An 18,444-nucleotide genomic window follows, 5' to 3' on the forward strand; every position below is an offset into this window, starting at 1 on the left:
GTTTTACAATGAAATTAATAGTAGTAAAATGTAAACATAAGAATTAAGTTTCAAGTTGCCAAATTAAGTCAGGCAAAGTGGTTTACCATTGAGAAAAGTAAGGAAAGGGGACATTTTAAAGGATAAGAAACGCAGATTGAATACGCGTTAAAACATTTTTACTACAAAGGCAGTATTGCCTTTATCAAAAAATTTTCAAAAGAATACGACTAAAAAAATTAGAGTATAAAATTTGGGTTCCTAACATTGGTTGTATATTTGGGAGCTTAAAAATAATCTACAGGAAGACTCATCTTGTTTTCTACTAATTTGCATATATAATGAAGCGTTTATTTTCGAACTTGTTATTTAAAGTTTTTCTTGGTATTGTATTAGGTATTCTTTTCGGACAGGTTTTGCCAGAGTCAATAAATAGAATATTTACCACCTTTAATGCCTTTTTTGGAGAGTTTTTAAATTTCTCTATTCCCTTAATCATTATGGGTTTAATTATGCCCGCTATTTCCGATTTAGGGAGAGGAGCTGGTAAATTGTTATTGCTTACGGCTGTTATTGCTTATGGGTCGACTTTATTTTCAGGGTTTATGACCTATTTTACGGCTTCCAATATATTTCCAATGCTTTTAGAATCGCATGTAAATAATGCGGGTGCAATTACGGATTCTGGTCGCGAATTAACACCTTACTTTAGTATTACTATTCCAACAGTTTTAGATGTTATGTCGGCCTTGGTTTTAGCATTTGTTATCGGTTTAGGACTTTCTTTACAGGAGAAATCGAGTTTAAAATTGGTGGTTTCTGATTTTCAGAAAATTATCATGCAATTAATAGAGAAAGTTATTGTACCCTTACTACCGCTTTTTATTTTAGGCATATTTGCAAGCATGTCTTTTAGTGGAAAAGTATTTTCAATCCTTTCCGTATTTATAAGTATTATCGGTGTTATTTTTGCCTTACATATTTTATTATTACTACTTCAATATACTATAGCGGGTATTTTAACTAAAAAGAACCCTATTCGGTTGTTAGCTACAATGATGCCCGCGTATTTTACAGCATTAGGAACACAATCCTCAGCAGCTACTATTCCGGTTACCTTAGAACAGACGTTGAAAAATGGTGTTTCCGAAAAAATTGCTGGATTTGTTATTCCTTTATGTGCCACCATACACCTGTCTGGTAGTATCATGAAAATTACTGCCTGTGCCATGGCATTAATGATTTTACATGGAATGCCTTTTAGTTTTACCCTTTTTGCTGGCTTTATTTTTGTGTTGGGAATCGCGATGATTGCAGCGCCAGGTGTTCCAGGAGGCGCAATTATGGCTGCTGTGGGAATCTTGCAATCTATGTTGGGTTTTAATGAAGAGATGTTGGGCTTAATGATTGCCCTGTATATTGCGATGGATAGTTTTGGAACGGCATGTAATGTTACTGGTGATGGTGCTATTTCTATTGTGGTGAATAAAATTACCAAGGAAAAGCAGGTTGTTTAATTTGAAATATCCGTTGAACTAATTCTGAACTTGTTTTTAAAGGCGATTCTAAAGATAGGTGGGGGATTACCCCAGATCTAAATAGATAACAAATGCTTTTAATTCACTTCCTAGAAACAGCCCTTTTATTTTTTCAAGGAATTTCTAAGCAGGGATGAATTGTTCTTCTGATTTAAAACCCTAGTTGTTTTTTTCAATATATCTTGTTAGCTGCAGTATCCAATCTGTTTCCATACTAAGCGTTATGTTAGGTTCAATTCCCTGCGATTCAAACTGAAGATAATCTGAATCTTTTTTTGAAGTTAGAACAGCGATAAAATTCCCACAAGGCAAGGTGTAGTTGTCCCCTTTTATTTCATAGGCAAGGGTTCCATTTGTTCTTTGTCCAAAAAGTAGACTGTTGTCTAACCTACTTAATTTATACGCAAACTGTTCGGCGTTGCTCACCGTTTTATGATTGATTAGCACATAAACCTTGTTGGTTTTTGCGTATTTTTTAATGATTTTATATAGAATATCGGAATTTCGATCGCCCCCGCCACCATTATTTCTTAAGTCAATAATTAAGTTGCTCTTGTTTAAATTTCCTTCTAGGCTCTTATAAAAATTTTCAGCATCTGAAAGTGTTGGATACCATGAATTGAAACTTCCAACTTTTAGATAAGTAATGTTATTAGATAGCTCATTGCGGTAATAGGTGCTATCTGAAGGCATTATGGAAGCATAATTAGGTTGTGAAAATTCTTTCTGAAAACCCATAAAGTAGAAGAATCCATCTCCAATTCTTTCCGTATAAGCTATGAGTCGTTTAGAAGAGAGACTCCCCCCAATACTCAGTAGGTAATCATTGCCAAAGGGTATTAAGTCATAGGCAATTTCTCCTTTCACCCACACCTCTGTTTCAGAATTAAGAACAACGGCTCTATAGGAGTTCTGTAATTTGCTTTTATACACACCAATTGTAATGTAGTTATTTCGAGTATAAATACCTTCTATATCCTCTTTTGGTTTCGTATTTAAGACTGTTTTTAGACTGTCTAAATCGATCTTTGGTTTTGGAAAGGCGTTGAAAATTTTTGAATTTTTAAATGCAACGAATTTATCAGGATTTGCTTTGATGTCTACTGTGGCTCCTTTGTCGACGCTGTAAACCTTACTGTGATTATCGTTTAAAGAAATTAATAAAGTGTTCAGTAAAACTTGGCAATCGAAAATTGTGTTTGCAGCAGCTACTTTTTTTAAAATTTTAGAATAGGAAGATTCATAGGCTTTTTTGTTGATTTTATAGGCAGGTGTTTTTCTGATTTTGGCATCTAAGAATTTCAAATCAGACGAACAAGGACAGACTTCGTTTTGAGCTCTGACTTGTGCACTTAGGCCGCATATAAATAACAATAAAACTAGTATTTTTCTATGCATATTATATATTTTAATTCATAAAGGCTAAGCTAGTTAACCAAGCTGTTTCTTTAACAAATTTAAATTTTGAAGACACTCGAACTTCAGAATTAAATTTAGGGTTTGTTTGGGTATTTACTGATCATTAAAGTTTCCGAAATAGGAAACTTTTATTTTAAATTCATTATTTCTTGAGACATTTGTTTTACCTCACGATACAAAATTGGTAAAGCGGCATACATCATTTGTCCGTGGTTGAAGCCATCCAACTCAAGAATACGTACTTGTTTATGTCCCGCTACTTTCATCATGCGCATCATATAGGCATTCTCTTCATACCTACCCAACATTTCAAGCTTTCTATCCCCTGTAATAATTAACATTGGGGGCGCATCTGCTCTTACATGGTAAAGGGGGGCCATTGCATCAATAGTAGGCTGATGCCCTGGAATCCCCATCTCTTTACGTACCGTAAAATGTGTAATGGCATGCCCAGAAAAAGGGATTAATCCTGCAATTTGGTTGGCATCAATAGTATGGATTTTTAAATATTTTTTATCCAATCCCACCATATAGGCAAGGTATCCTCCTGCAGACATTCCAGAGACAAAGACAAGCGAAGTGTTTCCTCCATATTCTTCTATATTTTTAAAAGCCCAGGCTGTGGCTGCTGCGGCATCTTTGATGCAATCTACCACCTTAACTTTTGGTGATAACCGATACCCTACACCTATAACGGCAAATCCTTTGTCTTTCAAAAATTCTGGTATTTCTCGTGTTCCGGCAGTTAAACCACCACCATGAAACCAGACTATTGTTGGAAAATCCTTGATATTGGTTGGATAATAAAAGTCAAATACACACATTTGCTGTATGTATGTATCACCTTGCATAACCAACTCGGGATAGTAAGGAATAGCAGACTCTGTCTTGTATTCAATTTTTTGTTGTGCGCATACATTGGTTAGTATAAAGCTTAGTGTAATTGCAAATACAATTTTAGATGTCATTTTACAGGTATTGATTCCTATTTCAAATAAAACACAAAGTAGATTATGGGTTTGCTGTGTTTCTTGTGCAACTAAAATAGCAAAAGAAAACCAGACTTAAAAAAATTCGTCAATATCATAGCATCTCTATATAGAATAATATGGAGTCAAGCCATGGTCCAAGCTGTCTATAAGTCGGATTTTTGCGGAAGATAAAGGGTGCTTTAAGTCGTATCCCTCGCTACTTTGGTTAAAAGACAGCCATCTAATAATTAAGTAGGGAGGCCCTTAAAAATGCTTAATCAATCTGTATTTTAGTAGCAAAGTCTAAAAAGACTTTTTTATGAAGTTCTAAATCCAATGAAGGAGAAAGTGCAACCCGAACAATATAATCCTTGTCACCTTCCTTAGTTGTCCCTTGCGTAGATGTTGCCGGTATGGTCCAATAGCAGCCTTTTAACTGACCGTAGCTCACACAGAATTTACTCTCATTAGGGATTTCCGTGATCATAGCATTGATCAATTTTAAATTCAATGCTCTTTTGTACATTTCCTTTTCTTCAACCGTTTTTCCTTTGGTAGGAAGATCTAGTGAAAATACAGAAGGCGTAAATCCTTGTGCAGCCAATGCGGATGGTACAAAATTTATTTTTGCAGAAGGTAAAGTCTCCTTGATATAGTTTACAAAGGCAAGTGTATGTGTATAAGCATCTTTAATTCTTTGCTTCATGGAAGGCAATTGCCTTGCCAATATCTCGTATTGAAGTGAAGTAGCTTCGTTATCGCATAGCAGAAGATGACGTTCTATCTTGGCCATTAAAGCATTTGTTTTTTGATTTCCTACACAGTATCCAGCCGTACATTGTCCGCCGCTTGGAAATTTGGAACCACTAGCATAAGATATGGATCGCCCTTTTGCAAGTACTTCACCTTCCCCTAAAAAATGGACATTGGGACAAAAGGTTTGATCTAAAATAAAAACGGGATCTATGGCTGTTTTACCGGTATTTGTTTTACGTACTTTTCCTAAAACCTCTTTCAATTGCAACAGGTCTGGTACTTCAACTCTGGGGTTTGTTGGTATTTCTGCAATGATATAAGGAATTGCATCTTCTTTAGCAATTTCTGCTAAAATCGTATCCATACTTTGTACCATTTCATTATCACCGTCTACTGGTAAATCAACAATTTCTACAATATCAATACAGGCAGCCACACGTCTTGCCTGGTCATTGGTTCCTCCATAACAATTAGGAGGGACAATAAATTTGATTTTCTTTCCTTTATGATTTTCTAGTGCATCATGCACAAGCCCCATCATAATAGCGTATTGCATAGAGAGTCCACTAGAAGCTACCAGTGGTTTTGAAGTTGTTCCGGTAATGGCCTTAATTGAATTTAAGACCAGAGTTTTGTTGGTTTCGGTAACACTGTTCTGGGGGTTAAAAGAAGGCTTCTCAATGAGTAACTGTAAGGCGGTCAGAGAATTAGTTGGTGTCATTGCAATTGTTTCTCTTCGGCGCACATGTTGAATTTCGGAGATATACCCTTTGTTTTTTTCGCCATTAACAACTAAAATACTACCTAGATTTGTATACAAATTGATAAAAAAGTCAATGTTAGGGGAGAGGTCTTTAGTACCCAAATCCTCCTTTTCTGAAATAAAAATAGTACTCCCATTATATTCAGAAAGAGCAGTTGCTTGACCCACCTTTTTTAGCTCAAAATTATAACCATAAATTGTCCGTAGTACTTCAGGATCAAAAGAATCTGGTACGCTATCTGTATATAAAATTTGGGTCTTTTTATTGTCTAATAAATTTTTTCGTAGAATTGCCAATATGGGCATTGTCTGGGATGAAAAACTGATTACATTTTCTGGAGTCCTATTATTTAAGGTAGCAACTCCCCATTCTAAGATGCAAGACAGTGGATGCCCCAAGCGTATATAGTCGTAAGCCGTAGGTAATTCTTTTAGTGCCAATACTTCTGAATTATTAGCGTGATATAAGGTTTCAAACTGTGCCAAAAACTGAGTTTTGGCTAATTTTTCCTCATAAATATCTAGTCGATGGGTGGTTAAATGCAACCAATCAGTCGGCATATTTTTTAATACAGCTTTGATATAATTGACCATTTTGTTTGCTTCCATAGGGTATACTATTAAATAGGTTGGCAAGATACAGTTCTTAGATTTGTTTTAGAAGTGTTCTATGACCTTTGTCCCCATAATTTTCCTTGAATTTTGCTTGATCCCATAGGTGTTCATTTTATTGTTAAATTTTAAGCATAATGAGCTAGCTAATTGCGCCACTTTGATTACAAATACAACTTTTACACCTGTTATTATTGAAGTCAGAGGCTTTCAATAGTTTAAATATGCACTGTATTCGTAATTTATAGCACCCCTTTTTGCCAACTTTTTTTACTTATTTCATAACAGATACACTTCTCGTATGTTGGATATTCTCTTAATTTTGGATGGTTAAATTCTCCCAATTTTTTCATTCCTATTTTTTTCATGACATTTTCCGACTTGGTATTTTCCTTGGTGCACATGGAAATAATCTTTTCCAAATGCAATTCGTTAAATCCAAAATCAAGGCATTTTGTAGCTCCTTCCGTTGCATATCCTTTGCCCCAACTATTCTTTTTTAAGCGCCATCCAATATCAATTGCAGGGGTAAACTCTGTTTTATATTCTTGAAATGCAAAGCCTATAAACCCAATTAATTCCCCTGTTTTTAGAATTTCCGTAGCATAGTAGTTAAAGCCATTTTTTTTATAATGTTCTTGAAGTCGACCTATGAAATCTGATGTTTCTTCTATTGTTAGGGGTTTGGGGAAATGTTCCATTACCTCCAAATCAGCATTAATTTTTGAAAATTGAGTCAAATCCTTTTTGGTCCAATTGCGAAATCCAAGTCTTTCTGATGTAAAAATGTAATCTTTTTTCAAGGGAATGGTTTTTAGTGGAATAGTACTTCTAAAAAGCAGCTCACTTTTTAGAGTTCAGTTTGTGCCGTTTGGACTTTAAATGGTCCGTTAATTTTGCTTATGTTCTATCGTTTTTACTACACACTAATTTTTAACTAGCGAAGTCCCTAGATACATGCTACTAATTTAATAAAAAAAGCCGAAATGTACATTTCGTATAAATGTAACACGGCTTATTCTAAGCCCTGTTTTACGAAGAAAAGCGTTCAATAAAGAGTCTTTACAAACCATTTAAATAGTTTCTTAGGGTACATGCATTAACAGATATACCAAAGTGCATACCGTCTTAGCTTACCTAATGAAATTTAGTGGCCGGCGTATGGATAACAGTTCCTTTAAATTGTGGCAAAACAAAAAAATGAAGAGATGTAAAAACTGGGCTATAAGTAAAAACATAGTTAAGCCTCTATAAAAATCAAGAATTAAAAGTAGGCCATTAGAATGCTCTTGGATTTCTTACATGTTGTATCACCTTAAAAGTTACAATTAGTTACATCGGGTATTAGCGGCAAGGATTTATTCTTTTACTTTGCGTAAAATTTTATCCATTTTCCGTCCTTTTGCTAATTCATCTACCAACTTGTCTAAATATCTTACCTGTTGTGTTAATGGGTTGTCTATTTCCTCAATGCGATAACCGCAAATTAATCCTTTAATTAGGTGTGTATTAGGATTCAGATCTGCCTTTTTAAAAAATGCTTCAAAAGTTGTTTTTTCAGCAATAAAATGTTGCAGTTTCAATTCATCATAGCCTGTTAGCCATGCGATCACTTGATGGAGTTCTGCCACCGTTCTTCCTTTCTTCTCTACCTTAGTAACGTAATGCGGATAAACTGATGAAAATGTCATTTTTGCCATGCGTTCATTATGTTCTGCTGTAACTTTCATTTCTCATTTTTTTGGGTGTTGGTACTCCTAACTTTTGTACGGTTTATTGGGGCAGGCAGTCCGTAGCCCCATAGTTCACTTTCTAAATTAGCAATTATTTGGCTACTGGACGGCAGGTTATGCATACTTTTGTATTCGTTTAATTTGCGTTTATTATTCTCTTTCTAATGTATCAATATCTTGATTTTCTGCTTCGTATTGGATTGCAGTATAGGATATGATTTTCCAAGCGTTTGCTTTTTTTACTAAGGTAATGGTTGCTTTTGCTACAGTGATTATTCCTGCTTGGCTTGTCCAAGTTTGGTCAAATGCTACCCATGCCAAATTAGCATCATAAAAAATAAGATAATTGGAGTTTACAAAGGTAGAAGTTATGGGTTCAGGATTCTCGATAAAAAAGGATTCTAAATTTCCACCATTTTTATCCCAGCCTCTAGTTTGGGAGAAACCTGCTTTTGTAACATCCAATCGCAATACATCGCTACTATGGTCCCAATAAGAGGCCCATTTCTGATAATCTTTCTCCATATAAGCATAAGTTTCTCCAGCCACAATTTCTTTTAGAGTTTCTTTTATATCTTCAGAGGTTGAAGCTTTTTCTTGTTGACAAGAGAACAATAGTGCAATAAAAATTATTAAAATAGGTTTACGCATATACGAGTTTTTTATTATTTGGATACAATGGTTGGTAGCGGTGTAATTTACCTGTTTCAGGTAAATAATCATTTGCACAGTGTTGTACTTAGGATATTTATTTTTTCTGTAATGTATTTTTTAATCATTTCCTTATCCGTTTTATTTTTTATAATTAATAATTGGTTGTTTTTATGAGTCCGATAATTCATTACGAATTTTGATGCGCCACTTCGAGTTAATTCCGAGTAATCAAATCGGTTAGGGTCAAAATTTTCAGCTATCAATTCAGCCTTTTGAGTTCGTTCTAGGATTTTTATTAAACGAATCAGGTTTCTACTTTTCTCTTCAATTTCTATTTCCGAGGAGTAAATCCATGATGTTAATCGGTACAATGAATATCCGATTAGAGATAGAAACGCAACAAAAATTCCAATTCCAAAAGCAAGAAAATAAATTATAAGCACAATCGAAGCAGTATTCCAAAATATTAGCTCTTTCCCTTTAATCGGAATTCGGTCACTCAATGTATGAGCATCACCTTTTTTCGAAATTCTAAAATAGTCTTGGTGTTGGTTCATAATTGTTTTAATTCTGCTGGCTAGCAGCTTTATAAGCCATGAGCTACGATTGTTATTCATTTAATGCCCAAATCATAGCTTTCTCTTTTGTCGCTCTAAAAATGGTGTTGTGTTTTTCATTCGGTTCGTCTGAATATTTCCAGGTTAATTTTTTTGGCGCCTTGTTTTCTAAATTTTTTTCCACCCTTCTAGTGAATTGAGAAATATCTTCTGTCCCTGAACCTGCAAACCAGATTTTCAGATGTTTATCAGGAAATTGAGCCAATAAGGAGTCTGCGTTTTTGGTTAAGAAATGGTTGTTCCACCAAAGGGAGGGGTCCATTGCAATATAAAAATTAAACGCTTCGGATTTCGTAAAAAATGTTTCCATAACAAAAAGCCCTGCCAAGGACTCTCCAATTATTCCTTTTTTGTTTTTGGTTCTATATTTTTTATTTATTTCAGGCACTAATTCTTCTAAAATAAAGGCTCTAAAATCTTTAGCTCCATCAGTTACTGGGCAAAATTGCTTGTCATATTCAGCTTCTGAAAAACCAGTTAAATCTCTCCCTCTTTCTGTATTTTCAATACCGACTACTATAAAAGGTGGTATTTTCTTCTCAGCTAACAATTTCTTCACCGTATTGGCGATATGTGGGAAGTCTTCTTTAATTCCACCGTCTGGCATATAAAGTACGGGTAAGCTGTCAGCCGATTCGTTGTAATTTGGTGGTGTCCAAATGTTAATAGTTCGGTCTTCGTTAACAAATTTTGAGCTAATGGTTAAACTGTCGTGTTCTGGAATTGGGTCGTTGTAAGCAATTCCTTTGTTTTTACAGCTAATAGCCAAAGCAACAAGGAATAGAAAGAAAATTGCATTTTTCATATAATTTTAGTTTTTTCAAATGAGTGCGCTCTGTATTGCATCAGATTCGTGATGCTTGCCTATTGGCAGACAGTTAATTAAACCACTAATTTAGTAATAAAAAACCAAAAAAAACCCCGAAGCCTTAGGACTTAGCCTAAAAACTTAGGGGTTCATAAGTAGGCTAGAACTAGCCATTTTTTTGCTCGCTGTTGCCAACTGGCATTTTGATTTCTACTATACTAAAGCTCCATTTGCACCTATTACTTGCCCTGAAATCCATTTAGAATCATCACTGGCTAAGAACAAAACGACCCTGGCAATATCAATAGGTTCTGCTAATCTATTAAAAGCATTCATAGCACTCAACGTATCAATAGTTTCTTGTGATTTTCCATTTAAGAATAATTCTGTTGCTGTTGCACCTGGGGCAATTGCATTTACAGAAATACCTCGTCCTATTTCTTTAGAAAATACTTTTGTTATTTGCTCAACTGCTGCTTTTGAGGCCGAATATAAAGCGTATTTGGGAAACATTAATTTTGCAGTACTTGATGAAAAGTTAATAATAATTCCATTGTCAGCTAGTTTACGATCAGCTTCTTGTAGGGTATTAAAAATACCCCTAACATTTACATTAAAAAGTTTCGTAAATTCCTCCTGTGTATGGTCCTTTAAAAACTTATTGTACATAATACCGGCATTATTTATCAAAACATCTATTTTGCCAAAAGCTTCTATCGTTTTATCAAATAGAAGGGTTACTTGATTTTTTTGACTAACATCAGCCTGAATTGCCAAAGCCGTACCTCCGTTTTTAATGATATAGGCTACGGTTTCATTTGCTTCATTTTCACTATTAGAATGGTTGACAATTACCTTGGCACCATTTTCTGCTAGTAGAATAGCAACTTCTCTTCCTATTCCTTTAGAGGATCCAGTTACGATAATGACTTTATTTTTAACCTTCATAATAATCTTTTTATACATTGAATATTTGGTGGTATGGGAAATTTACCCATTCCAATAATTGAAATACTATTTATTATTTTAAAGAAATCAATTTAGTAGCAGCTAGTGCTAGATTACTTTCATTGATTTCAGGTTGTGGAGCAAGGGGATATAATTGAGCACCTGGTCTACTAATAAAAGCTCCTCTCCAACCAGCCCAAAGTGCACCGGCAATATCCCAGCCATGAGCAGCAACTAACAGGGCTTCGTTGGGTTTAATGCCCATTTTTTTTGCTCCCCAATCATAAGTTTCTCTGAAAGGTTTGAATTTTCCAACTCCTTGTACACTTAATCGCTCATCAAAATAGTCGATTAAGCCAGCGCTTTCAAATTGTTTTTTTAAACCTTCGTTAGATGAATTAGTAAACGAGACTAGTTTGTATCCACTTTCTTTTAATTCTATTAAGGCGGCTTTAACTTCGGGATGAGCAGGTAAACCACCTAAGGCATTTACAATAACCTCCCGTGCTTTGTTTTCTTTAATATGGATATTATTATTAGCTCCAACCATTTGAAGTGCAGCTGCACCAATATTTCCAAAATGTTCATATTGACCACTTGCTGTTGTAACCAAAGAATATTGTAACATTGTTGTAAACCACAGGGAAAGTAAATCCTCTCTACCATGTAGTGCTTCTCCAACCTGCCTTTTCATTTGAGTTAAATCTAGAAGAGTTTCATTAACATCAAAAAACAAAATTTTTGGTCTTGTCATTTCTTTTAGAATCATTATGTCTACTTATTAATTACGATACATAGGGTTGGGTATTCTAATTCCGGAAGTACTTGTATCGTTTCTCCTGGAACTACTTCTAATTATTATTTGAATTGGATAAGCTCAACTTCTAAATTGAGCTTATCCAGTTTTATTTATACAGTTTCTGATGGTTCCCAAGCAAATTTTTGAAAAGGTGCATCCACTGGGGTGTTGGCAATATGATTTGTATAATTACTTATCACTTTTTGCGATAAGCCCAAAATAATTTCTAGGACTTGTCTTTCTTCATAACCTGCTCCGTAAAATGTATTTAAATCTTCTTGTGATACGTGTCCACGATTACGTACAATCTTTAACGTAAAATCGTGTAAGACTTGCAATTTTTCCGTAGGCATTGCTGTTTTATTCCTTAATGCCTCGGTTAGAGATGCTTCAACTTTCATCATATGGGCAATTGCGGTATGTGCAGGTACACAATAATGGCATTCGTGCTCTACATTAATAGTTTGCCAAACCACAGTTAGTTCTTCTTTAGAGAAAGAAGATTCAGTGAACAATTTGTGTATTGTTTGGTAAGCTTCTAATAAACCCGGTGCTCCAGCTAAAACGCCATGTAAACCTGGTATCATACCATTTGATTTTAAAGATTGCTCTAATAATGTTTTGCTACCTTCAGGTGCAGTTTCAATGTTGTGAATTTTTAATTTTGTCATAGTTCTTTAATTTATTGTTTTTGTACTTCGTATTGTTTAAAATAAAAATGGTTTTTGTTAATATAAAATGATTCCAAAAGCGATGTAAACCAAACACCATTTGGGTTAAACTTTCAGGGAAAACTTTACTATAAGTGCGCCAACCATAGCGAGTAATCCAAAAAAAATGGTAATTATTGCCCATTTTTAAAAATGGAATTTATATAGTGATGACTTTGTTTATTAATTAGTAAATACCTAAACGTTTGTTTAGTTTAATGCTAAAAAAAGTTTACAAATTTTGGAAGGTCATTTCTATATAATCTTCTATTTCTTTTTCACTATTTACGCGAGATGCTGCTGCCAATCCGTGCTTTGCCAATACTAAATAATTGGCCTGTTTTAATATAGTTGCTTCCTCTTTATTGGCATCTGATTTTAATTTGTCGATGAATAATTCCTTTAGATTATTCATGAACAAATTCATCTGTTCCTGAATTTGTTCATCTTCTTTTTCTGAAAATTCATTGTATGTATTCGTAACCAAACAACCTTTTTGATTTCCAGCTTCCTTACAAATGTTAACTGAATTATAGAAGAATTCTTTTATGTCTTCTATACCATTGTTTGAGTTTTTAAATGCTTCGAAAATAAAATTTACTTTTCTTTTGTAACTTTTTAGACTTTCCAGAAATAGACCATGTTTGTTACCAAAACTTGAATAGATAGAAAACTTATTAATGCCCATTTCTTTTTCAAGCATCTGCATTGAAGTTGCTTCAAAACCATTGCGCCAAAAAAGATTCATTGCTTTTTCTACTACTACATCTTCTTGATATTGTTTTTTTCTTGCCATTATTTCCAATAATAAGTACAAAGCTAAACAATCGGTTAGTTATAAAAAATTATTCTTACTTTTATTTTAGAATTTCAATGAATGAAGTGGAATTAGAGGGGTGAAGTTGTTGCTGTTTACTTTTTATCTAACGTGTTACTAACAGTTAGTGTTTGATTGGTTAGTTGTTGCGATTCGTCCAAGAAACAATTCTACAGAACCTAATGAAAGCTTTTTGCGTTAATTTTCGTTTCGGAAATCTGCAAGCAATGAATTTTATAAGGTGTTATGAACCTTTTTTATTTCTCACTATTTTTACAATACGACTATATATGATTTCAGCTAAATTCCAGTTATATCCATCAAAATTAGTTGTATTATTAAATTGAATAACCACTGTGTCTATGTCTTTGTGGTATTCTGCAATACTCTGATACCCAGGAATCAGACCTGTATGTTCATACACGTAAATGGAGGAATAGATTTCCTGTTCCCCTTTATTGAACACCGACCCATCATTCAATGCCCTTAAGAATATACCCACATCCTGTGCTGTAGCTATCATTGAGCCTGCAGGGTTTATAAAATCACGATACTTTAGATCGCCATCATAACCTACGTAATACCCACTCATAACATCGGCTATATTTACTTCACTAAGCAAACTGTACGTATTGATCAGTTCAAGCGGTATTAAAATTTCCCTTTTAATATATTGGTGGTGGCTATATCCCAATGTTTTATCAAGGATTTCTCCTATCAATAAATAATTCGTATTAGAATAGCTATATTTTTTATCAGGTTCAAAGTCGGCAGGTTTATCCAGTACCAACTCAAGATTTTCTCTATTGGCTTTCGGTGGGGCTTGCCAATATCCAGAAGTACGGGTAAAATCGGGGATGCCACTTCTATGTTGCACCATCATCCTTAAGGTGATTTTATCCGAATTTTCGATTCTCCCCACAAGTTCAGGAACGTATTCAGCGAGCGTCTTATCCAAAGTCAAGCGTTTGTCATTTACCAATTTAGCAACAGCAACAGCAACATATAACTTGCTAATACTGGCAATCTTGAATAAGGCTTTCGGGTCCGCAGGAATTTTATTTTCTCGGTTATGCCAGCCTGCTGCATACAACTCAGGTGGCTTCCCAGCTTGGTCTACGTAAACAATCATTCCATCAAATCCAAAGCCCATTGCTTCATCTACTTGTTCTTGAACCGTATCAGGTAATGGTAAAATCCAAGCCTTTACTAAAATCCATGGTACAAACGCCAAAGAGCTTACGCTGGCAATAATAAATACGATTCTGAGTATTCGTTTTTTTGTCATACTATTTCAGGCCGATTCGTTTTTCTCAAATTCCGCGCTATCGGTCACGGTTATGGTTGGTGTGACTTAAAAGTAATAAACTTTCGGTGAAGCACTTAGTCAAAGCTTTTTATTTTGTTTTATCTTTTTTATTTTAAAGCCAAATCACAAGATTTGGAGGACTTTATAAATAGGCATAGATTTTGGTTAACGATAGAAGTGTCGGGGGTAGATTGAGCTGGATTTTATTTGTTTTTTAGCTCAGTTCTTCGTTAGCTTTTAGTGCTTTTTAGATCCATTTTTAATAATTAATGGATTTAATTAAATTTCAACTTTTTTAATTAATTGTCAGTTGTTTTTCGCAGCTGTCTCTTTCTTATCATCTCAATTCTCATTCGATGATGCCTTTGTAATAGAATTGGATAGAAATTGCCAATAAAATTTATTAGAAAAGTACAAACACCTAATTCAGTTTGTCTGATTATTACGAAATAAACGCTTAAAAAGCATATTATTATAAAGGGAAGTAGATGTCCAAATTCAGATTTCATTGATTGTTCTATCAAATTTGAAATTCCATTTTTTTTACCATTAAAATATTTTTTCCTTTGTTTTGGACTTTTCCATAAAGTGGCCAACAACATTTGTCTAAATAAATCAATTTTTAATACGTTATATATTCTCTTTAATTTGTTCGGATGATATATTTTGTAATACGATTTTGGAAGTAATTTTTGTGTCGAAAAAGCAAAACCAGAAAAAGCAAATATTCCAGTAATAAATAAGTTTATAATCCAAGCTGTAAAAATCAATAGTCCTACTGAATTAATTTCCAAATTGTTGATATTACGCAATAAACTATAGGATTGCCAAATCAAAAAGATAGTAGCCATTGTAAGTAGTATTTTTTTTATCATAGTTACGTTTATTCGAAACCTTGTTTTTGCATTCTAGCAAACGGTTTCAGTTAAGGTTCGTTGGGGCGATCTGTCCGCAGAACTGTCCCACTGGCCCCAGGCGTTGGATTAAAAATAGGGATTTCCAACAGGAAACCCGCAAGTAATGAACTTTAGGTATTTTTTTCTGCTGTCTTCTTTTCAATATTGGCTATATTTAAAAACCAAAACATCGCATATATAAGTCCTGAACCAACTATTAGCACGGATATAATAATTGGGTATTCATTTATCGTTGTATAGATGTTTGCAAAGTAAGGTGTCAAAAGATAAGTGGTTATGTTATACAGTAAATGGGCAGTAATACTTAAGTAAATATTATTGGTTTTAAGGTAAATATATGCAAAACTAGCTCCTCCGATAAAGGCGCTTAAAATACCTGTTTCTGTATAAATATGTGTTAAACCAAAAATTAGTGCAGAAATCCACACGGCTTTTTTTAGTCCAAGACGATTGAATAATTTTTGAGCCAGGATTCTCCGAAACAGGATTTCTTCAAATATTGCAAGGGATAGTATGGCTGCAAAAACCCTGTTGATTTCAGATGTTCTGTTTAAGAGTCCGGTATTATCAATTCCTGCAATCTTTGTTGCAAGTACGGGAATGAAATTGCTAACTCCCAAAAGTCCAATAACCCCGACTAAAATTACTAGTATGTGATTAAGTTTGAATTTAGCTTTTTCCTTTATTGGAAGCTGATTTTTGTTTAGGCCAACCAGTGTAAGTCCAGCAAAAAACATTACTCCAAGATGTACTATATGTTTAATCCAAAATTCCTTTATTTCAGACACAAAATAAAATCCAACCAAGAGTAGTAGGAGAAACAAAAATATAACCCGGTAAGTCTTTCTATTCATCTGTTGATTTGGTGAATTTTTCAATTTGCAGCCAACGGTTTGTATGTGATTAGTTGCGTATCTCGCGCAACTAATTTAGCAAAAGGAAGCCGAACGTAGCGAAAATCCGTAGTGTTTTCCGGGTACATACAAACCCAAGCCATTAATCATAGATGTTGCTGTACTTTCGTTATTTTTCTTTTAATTCGTTATTTATAATTTGAATCATTCTTTCAATTTTATCTATAAATAGTTGTTCATCTAATACATTCTCTTTTTTCCAGCTAAAAATATTGGCTGACAAATCTTCCATTTCACGATTATTGAAGAACCATTCATAATCTGATGCATATGTTCCTTTTGGAAATTCTTGATACCTTTCAGAATTTGAGATGCTATTTAAAGCACTTAATTTACCATCGGTTGATGGCCAAAAACGTTCATTTAATAGTCTTCTTACGAATCCATCTTCTTGGTTAGCATCTAAAATCATCGATTCAAAAGATGAAATGTATGATTTCAATTCAGAGTTTTGTATGTAATCAATTTTGTTCGATGCAATAAGTGATTTGATATATCCGTCTTTTGCTTCAAATGAATATCCGCTAAAAGCATTCGAAAAAAGTGAATCCAATTTTAATTCAGAAACATTTGAAACATCAGTTCCGAAGAGATTCAAAAGATAAATACCATCTTCAAATTCCGACTTATGTTGTTTATTTATTACTTCGAGTTCTTCAAGGTTGAAATTTAATTCAGTTTTTAAATTTTGAAGAATTTCTATTTCCGCATTTTTGATTTTTCGGATTTCATTCCAATTGTTTATTGATAGTGCAATTAAAATTCCAATAACAACAAGTACAATTTCTCCGATTGCGTAAATCAGATACTTACTCAACTTGTTTTCAGTCAGCAGTTTTTGTCTAATTCGTCTAAAAAAATTGATCATAGTTTTTAGGTTTTAAATTCTCCGCAAGCGGGGAAATCAAGCAAATGTTCTCTTAGCCCTTCGGGGTGCTTACATCAAACATCTATTAGATGTTTGGTATCGCTTCACGATACTTCATTTCAGCAATATCATTGGTTATTGTTTGGTCATAATGAAAGTTAACTTGGTGTGTATGGTTAGCTACTTGTTTAAGTAACTAATTTAGCAAATAAAACACAGATAGAAATTCGAGGTCTCGGAACGCGAGCCCCAACACTTTGGGGTTCGTAAATAAGCTTGCACTAGCAATGAATTATGCACGACTTAAGTTTGTTATTCGTTAAATTAAAGGTGTTATCAGTGCCAGATACCTTCAGGGATTGACTTTTCCTCTACTATTTCTACTAGCAGACTGTCAAGGCCTCTAACGAAAAAACTTTTCATTCCATGAATAGGATCAATTTTTATATCCTGTACAATATCTAACCCATCATATTTCATTTTCTTCATTAGAAACTCAATATTTTTAGTTGAAAAACCAATATGATCAATTGCGCTACCATCAGTTGGTTTAAATTCTTCGTTAGACCACCATGATTCTTTTTCAACTGGTTTACCAAACACAATAATATTAATATTATTGACAGTTAATAAATTCCATTTCCACCGAAGTTTGTTGTTCTGCCATTGTTTGGCCTTTTCATATACTGGAATCAATCCCAGATTTGATTTGAACCAGTCCATAGTTTTATTAACATCAGTTGATAGTAAATGTATGTGTTCAAATCTATGGTTTTTGTTTCCTGTATAGACCTCTACGACTTCATTCTCTGGGCCACGAAAGTACATCCAAAAATTATCGCCCAGGGGTGTAATGGGTGTGTGTACCGCTATTCCTTCTTTGACTCTCCAATCAAATTCAGATTGACCATCTACACCCGACCAACCAATATGCCATAAACTAGAACCCAAATGTGTTGATGGTGGCGTGTCGACAAGATTCATTAGTAAAAACGATTTTTCCGTAAAAAGAGCATCCACGCGATCTCGGTATTTTACTTGACTGGCACCAAAGTATTTTTGATAATATGCAATAGTTGAATCCCTGTCTGTAACATTTAGATGGACATGATGGAAATTCACTGAACTTAATTTCTCAGTCTCTTCGGATTTTTTAGGTAGCTGTTTACATCCAACAATTTGAAATAATAGAGCAGTGAAGACAATCAAGGTAGTTCTATATTTTATGTCATACAAAGTATTCATTTTTTTAAATGGGTGTTAATGGTTTTTGGTTAGTTGCGTGGGTAAGCAGCTAACTTATTAAAAATGG

Annotated in this window: 18 protein-coding genes; 1 reads left to right on the forward strand and 17 read right to left on the reverse strand. The window is 34.1% G+C overall.

Features of this window, described 5'->3' with window-relative positions; all coding sequences use genetic code 11:
- Window positions 1–320: 320 nt before the first annotated feature.
- Complete coding sequence (locus MWU65_RS11130) at window positions 321–1,496, forward strand: dicarboxylate/amino acid:cation symporter (protein ID WP_247077977.1); 1,176 nt, start codon at window positions 321–323, stop codon at window positions 1,494–1,496.
- Window positions 1,497–1,676: 180 nt separating this feature from the next.
- On the opposite strand, the gene MWU65_RS11135 is transcribed toward MWU65_RS11130, so the two are convergent.
- From MWU65_RS11135 to MWU65_RS11215, 17 genes are all read right to left on the reverse strand, one after another.
- Entirely contained in the window at window positions 1,677–2,915 is a 1,239-nt protein-coding gene (locus MWU65_RS11135; protein WP_247077978.1) for a S41 family peptidase, read from the reverse strand.
- Window positions 2,916–3,064: 149 nt separating this feature from the next.
- A complete protein-coding gene (locus MWU65_RS11140) occupies window positions 3,065–3,904 on the reverse strand; it encodes an alpha/beta hydrolase fold domain-containing protein (protein WP_247077980.1) in 840 nt (279 codons plus the stop codon).
- 277 nt (window positions 3,905–4,181) lie between these two features.
- A complete protein-coding gene (locus MWU65_RS11145) occupies window positions 4,182–6,035 on the reverse strand; it encodes a PLP-dependent transferase (RefSeq protein ID WP_247077982.1) in 1,854 nt (617 codons plus the stop codon).
- Window positions 6,036–6,280: 245 nt separating this feature from the next.
- Window positions 6,281–6,841 carry a GNAT family N-acetyltransferase gene (locus MWU65_RS11150; RefSeq protein WP_247077983.1) on the reverse strand — a complete coding sequence of 187 codons (561 nt, stop codon included), beginning with the start codon at window positions 6,839–6,841 and terminating at the stop codon, window positions 6,281–6,283.
- 555 nt (window positions 6,842–7,396) lie between these two features.
- Complete coding sequence (locus tag MWU65_RS11155) at window positions 7,397–7,768, reverse strand: DUF2200 domain-containing protein (RefSeq protein ID WP_247077984.1); 372 nt, start codon at window positions 7,766–7,768, stop codon at window positions 7,397–7,399.
- A gap of 153 nt (window positions 7,769–7,921) precedes the next feature.
- Window positions 7,922–8,422 (reverse strand): hypothetical protein, encoded by a 501-nt coding sequence (locus tag MWU65_RS11160; RefSeq protein ID WP_247077985.1) that lies wholly within the window; start codon window positions 8,420–8,422, stop codon window positions 7,922–7,924.
- Window positions 8,423–8,490: 68 nt separating this feature from the next.
- On the reverse strand, window positions 8,491–8,982 hold the full coding sequence (locus tag MWU65_RS11165; protein WP_247077986.1) for an amino acid transporter: 492 nt from the start codon (window positions 8,980–8,982) through the stop codon (window positions 8,491–8,493).
- Between the two features lie 52 nt (window positions 8,983–9,034).
- On the reverse strand, window positions 9,035–9,847 hold the full coding sequence (locus MWU65_RS11170; protein WP_247077987.1) for an alpha/beta hydrolase-fold protein: 813 nt from the start codon (window positions 9,845–9,847) through the stop codon (window positions 9,035–9,037).
- 216 nt (window positions 9,848–10,063) lie between these two features.
- On the reverse strand, window positions 10,064–10,798 hold the full coding sequence (locus tag MWU65_RS11175; RefSeq protein ID WP_247077988.1) for an SDR family oxidoreductase: 735 nt from the start codon (window positions 10,796–10,798) through the stop codon (window positions 10,064–10,066).
- A gap of 73 nt (window positions 10,799–10,871) precedes the next feature.
- Window positions 10,872–11,567, reverse strand: coding sequence for a haloacid dehalogenase type II (locus MWU65_RS11180; RefSeq protein WP_247077989.1), 696 nt, complete (start codon window positions 11,565–11,567; stop codon window positions 10,872–10,874).
- Window positions 11,568–11,707: 140 nt separating this feature from the next.
- Window positions 11,708–12,268, reverse strand: a complete 561-nt coding sequence (locus tag MWU65_RS11185) for a carboxymuconolactone decarboxylase family protein (RefSeq protein ID WP_247077990.1) — start codon at window positions 12,266–12,268, stop codon at window positions 11,708–11,710.
- A gap of 271 nt (window positions 12,269–12,539) precedes the next feature.
- The gene (locus MWU65_RS11190) at window positions 12,540–13,103 is read right to left on the reverse strand and encodes a TetR/AcrR family transcriptional regulator (RefSeq protein ID WP_247077992.1); all 564 of its coding nucleotides are present in this window, start codon (window positions 13,101–13,103) and stop codon (window positions 12,540–12,542) included.
- Window positions 13,104–13,368: 265 nt separating this feature from the next.
- Window positions 13,369–14,412: a serine hydrolase domain-containing protein gene (locus tag MWU65_RS11195; RefSeq protein WP_247077994.1), complete on the reverse strand. Its 1,044-nt coding sequence runs from the start codon at window positions 14,410–14,412 to the stop codon at window positions 13,369–13,371.
- 320 nt (window positions 14,413–14,732) lie between these two features.
- Entirely contained in the window at window positions 14,733–15,308 is a 576-nt protein-coding gene (locus tag MWU65_RS11200) for a hypothetical protein (RefSeq protein ID WP_247077996.1), read from the reverse strand.
- Window positions 15,309–15,460: 152 nt separating this feature from the next.
- On the reverse strand, window positions 15,461–16,204 hold the full coding sequence (locus MWU65_RS11205) for a type II CAAX endopeptidase family protein (protein WP_247077998.1): 744 nt from the start codon (window positions 16,202–16,204) through the stop codon (window positions 15,461–15,463).
- A gap of 169 nt (window positions 16,205–16,373) precedes the next feature.
- On the reverse strand, window positions 16,374–17,132 hold the full coding sequence (locus MWU65_RS11210) for a DUF6090 family protein (protein ID WP_247078000.1): 759 nt from the start codon (window positions 17,130–17,132) through the stop codon (window positions 16,374–16,376).
- 336 nt (window positions 17,133–17,468) lie between these two features.
- Complete coding sequence (locus MWU65_RS11215; RefSeq protein WP_247078002.1) at window positions 17,469–18,377, reverse strand: VOC family protein; 909 nt, start codon at window positions 18,375–18,377, stop codon at window positions 17,469–17,471.
- Between the last annotated feature and the right edge of the window lie 67 nt (window positions 18,378–18,444).

The organism is Cellulophaga sp. F20128 (assembly GCF_023015805.1).
In the GTDB taxonomy this organism is placed as follows: domain Bacteria; phylum Bacteroidota; class Bacteroidia; order Flavobacteriales; family Flavobacteriaceae; genus Cellulophaga.

Excerpts from the sequence above, each read along its gene's own strand:
- MWU65_RS11185 (WP_247077990.1), bottom strand. The coding sequence starts at position 12,268 with ATGACAAAATTAAAAATTCACAACATTGAAACTGCACCTGAAGGTAGC.
- MWU65_RS11195 (WP_247077994.1), bottom strand. The coding sequence starts at position 14,412 with ATGACAAAAAAACGAATACTCAGAATCGTATTTATTATTGCCAGCGTA.
- MWU65_RS11155 (WP_247077984.1), bottom strand. The coding sequence starts at position 7,768 with ATGAAAGTTACAGCAGAACATAATGAACGCATGGCAAAAATGACATTT.
- MWU65_RS11165 (WP_247077986.1), bottom strand. The coding sequence starts at position 8,982 with ATGAACCAACACCAAGACTATTTTAGAATTTCGAAAAAAGGTGATGCT.
- MWU65_RS11130 (WP_247077977.1), top strand. The coding sequence starts at position 321 with ATGAAGCGTTTATTTTCGAACTTGTTATTTAAAGTTTTTCTTGGTATT.
- MWU65_RS11140 (WP_247077980.1), bottom strand. The coding sequence starts at position 3,904 with ATGACATCTAAAATTGTATTTGCAATTACACTAAGCTTTATACTAACC.
- MWU65_RS11135 (WP_247077978.1), bottom strand. The coding sequence starts at position 2,915 with ATGCATAGAAAAATACTAGTTTTATTGTTATTTATATGCGGCCTAAGT.
- MWU65_RS11175 (WP_247077988.1), bottom strand. The coding sequence starts at position 10,798 with ATGAAGGTTAAAAATAAAGTCATTATCGTAACTGGATCCTCTAAAGGA.
- MWU65_RS11215 (WP_247078002.1), bottom strand. The coding sequence starts at position 18,377 with ATGAATACTTTGTATGACATAAAATATAGAACTACCTTGATTGTCTTC.
- MWU65_RS11170 (WP_247077987.1), bottom strand. The coding sequence starts at position 9,847 with ATGAAAAATGCAATTTTCTTTCTATTCCTTGTTGCTTTGGCTATTAGC.
- MWU65_RS11205 (WP_247077998.1), bottom strand. The coding sequence starts at position 16,204 with ATGAATAGAAAGACTTACCGGGTTATATTTTTGTTTCTCCTACTACTC.
- MWU65_RS11200 (WP_247077996.1), bottom strand. The coding sequence starts at position 15,308 with ATGATAAAAAAAATACTACTTACAATGGCTACTATCTTTTTGATTTGG.
- MWU65_RS11180 (WP_247077989.1), bottom strand. The coding sequence starts at position 11,567 with ATGATTCTAAAAGAAATGACAAGACCAAAAATTTTGTTTTTTGATGTT.
- MWU65_RS11210 (WP_247078000.1), bottom strand. The coding sequence starts at position 17,132 with ATGATCAATTTTTTTAGACGAATTAGACAAAAACTGCTGACTGAAAAC.
- MWU65_RS11160 (WP_247077985.1), bottom strand. The coding sequence starts at position 8,422 with ATGCGTAAACCTATTTTAATAATTTTTATTGCACTATTGTTCTCTTGT.
- MWU65_RS11145 (WP_247077982.1), bottom strand. The coding sequence starts at position 6,035 with ATGGAAGCAAACAAAATGGTCAATTATATCAAAGCTGTATTAAAAAAT.
- MWU65_RS11190 (WP_247077992.1), bottom strand. The coding sequence starts at position 13,103 with ATGGCAAGAAAAAAACAATATCAAGAAGATGTAGTAGTAGAAAAAGCA.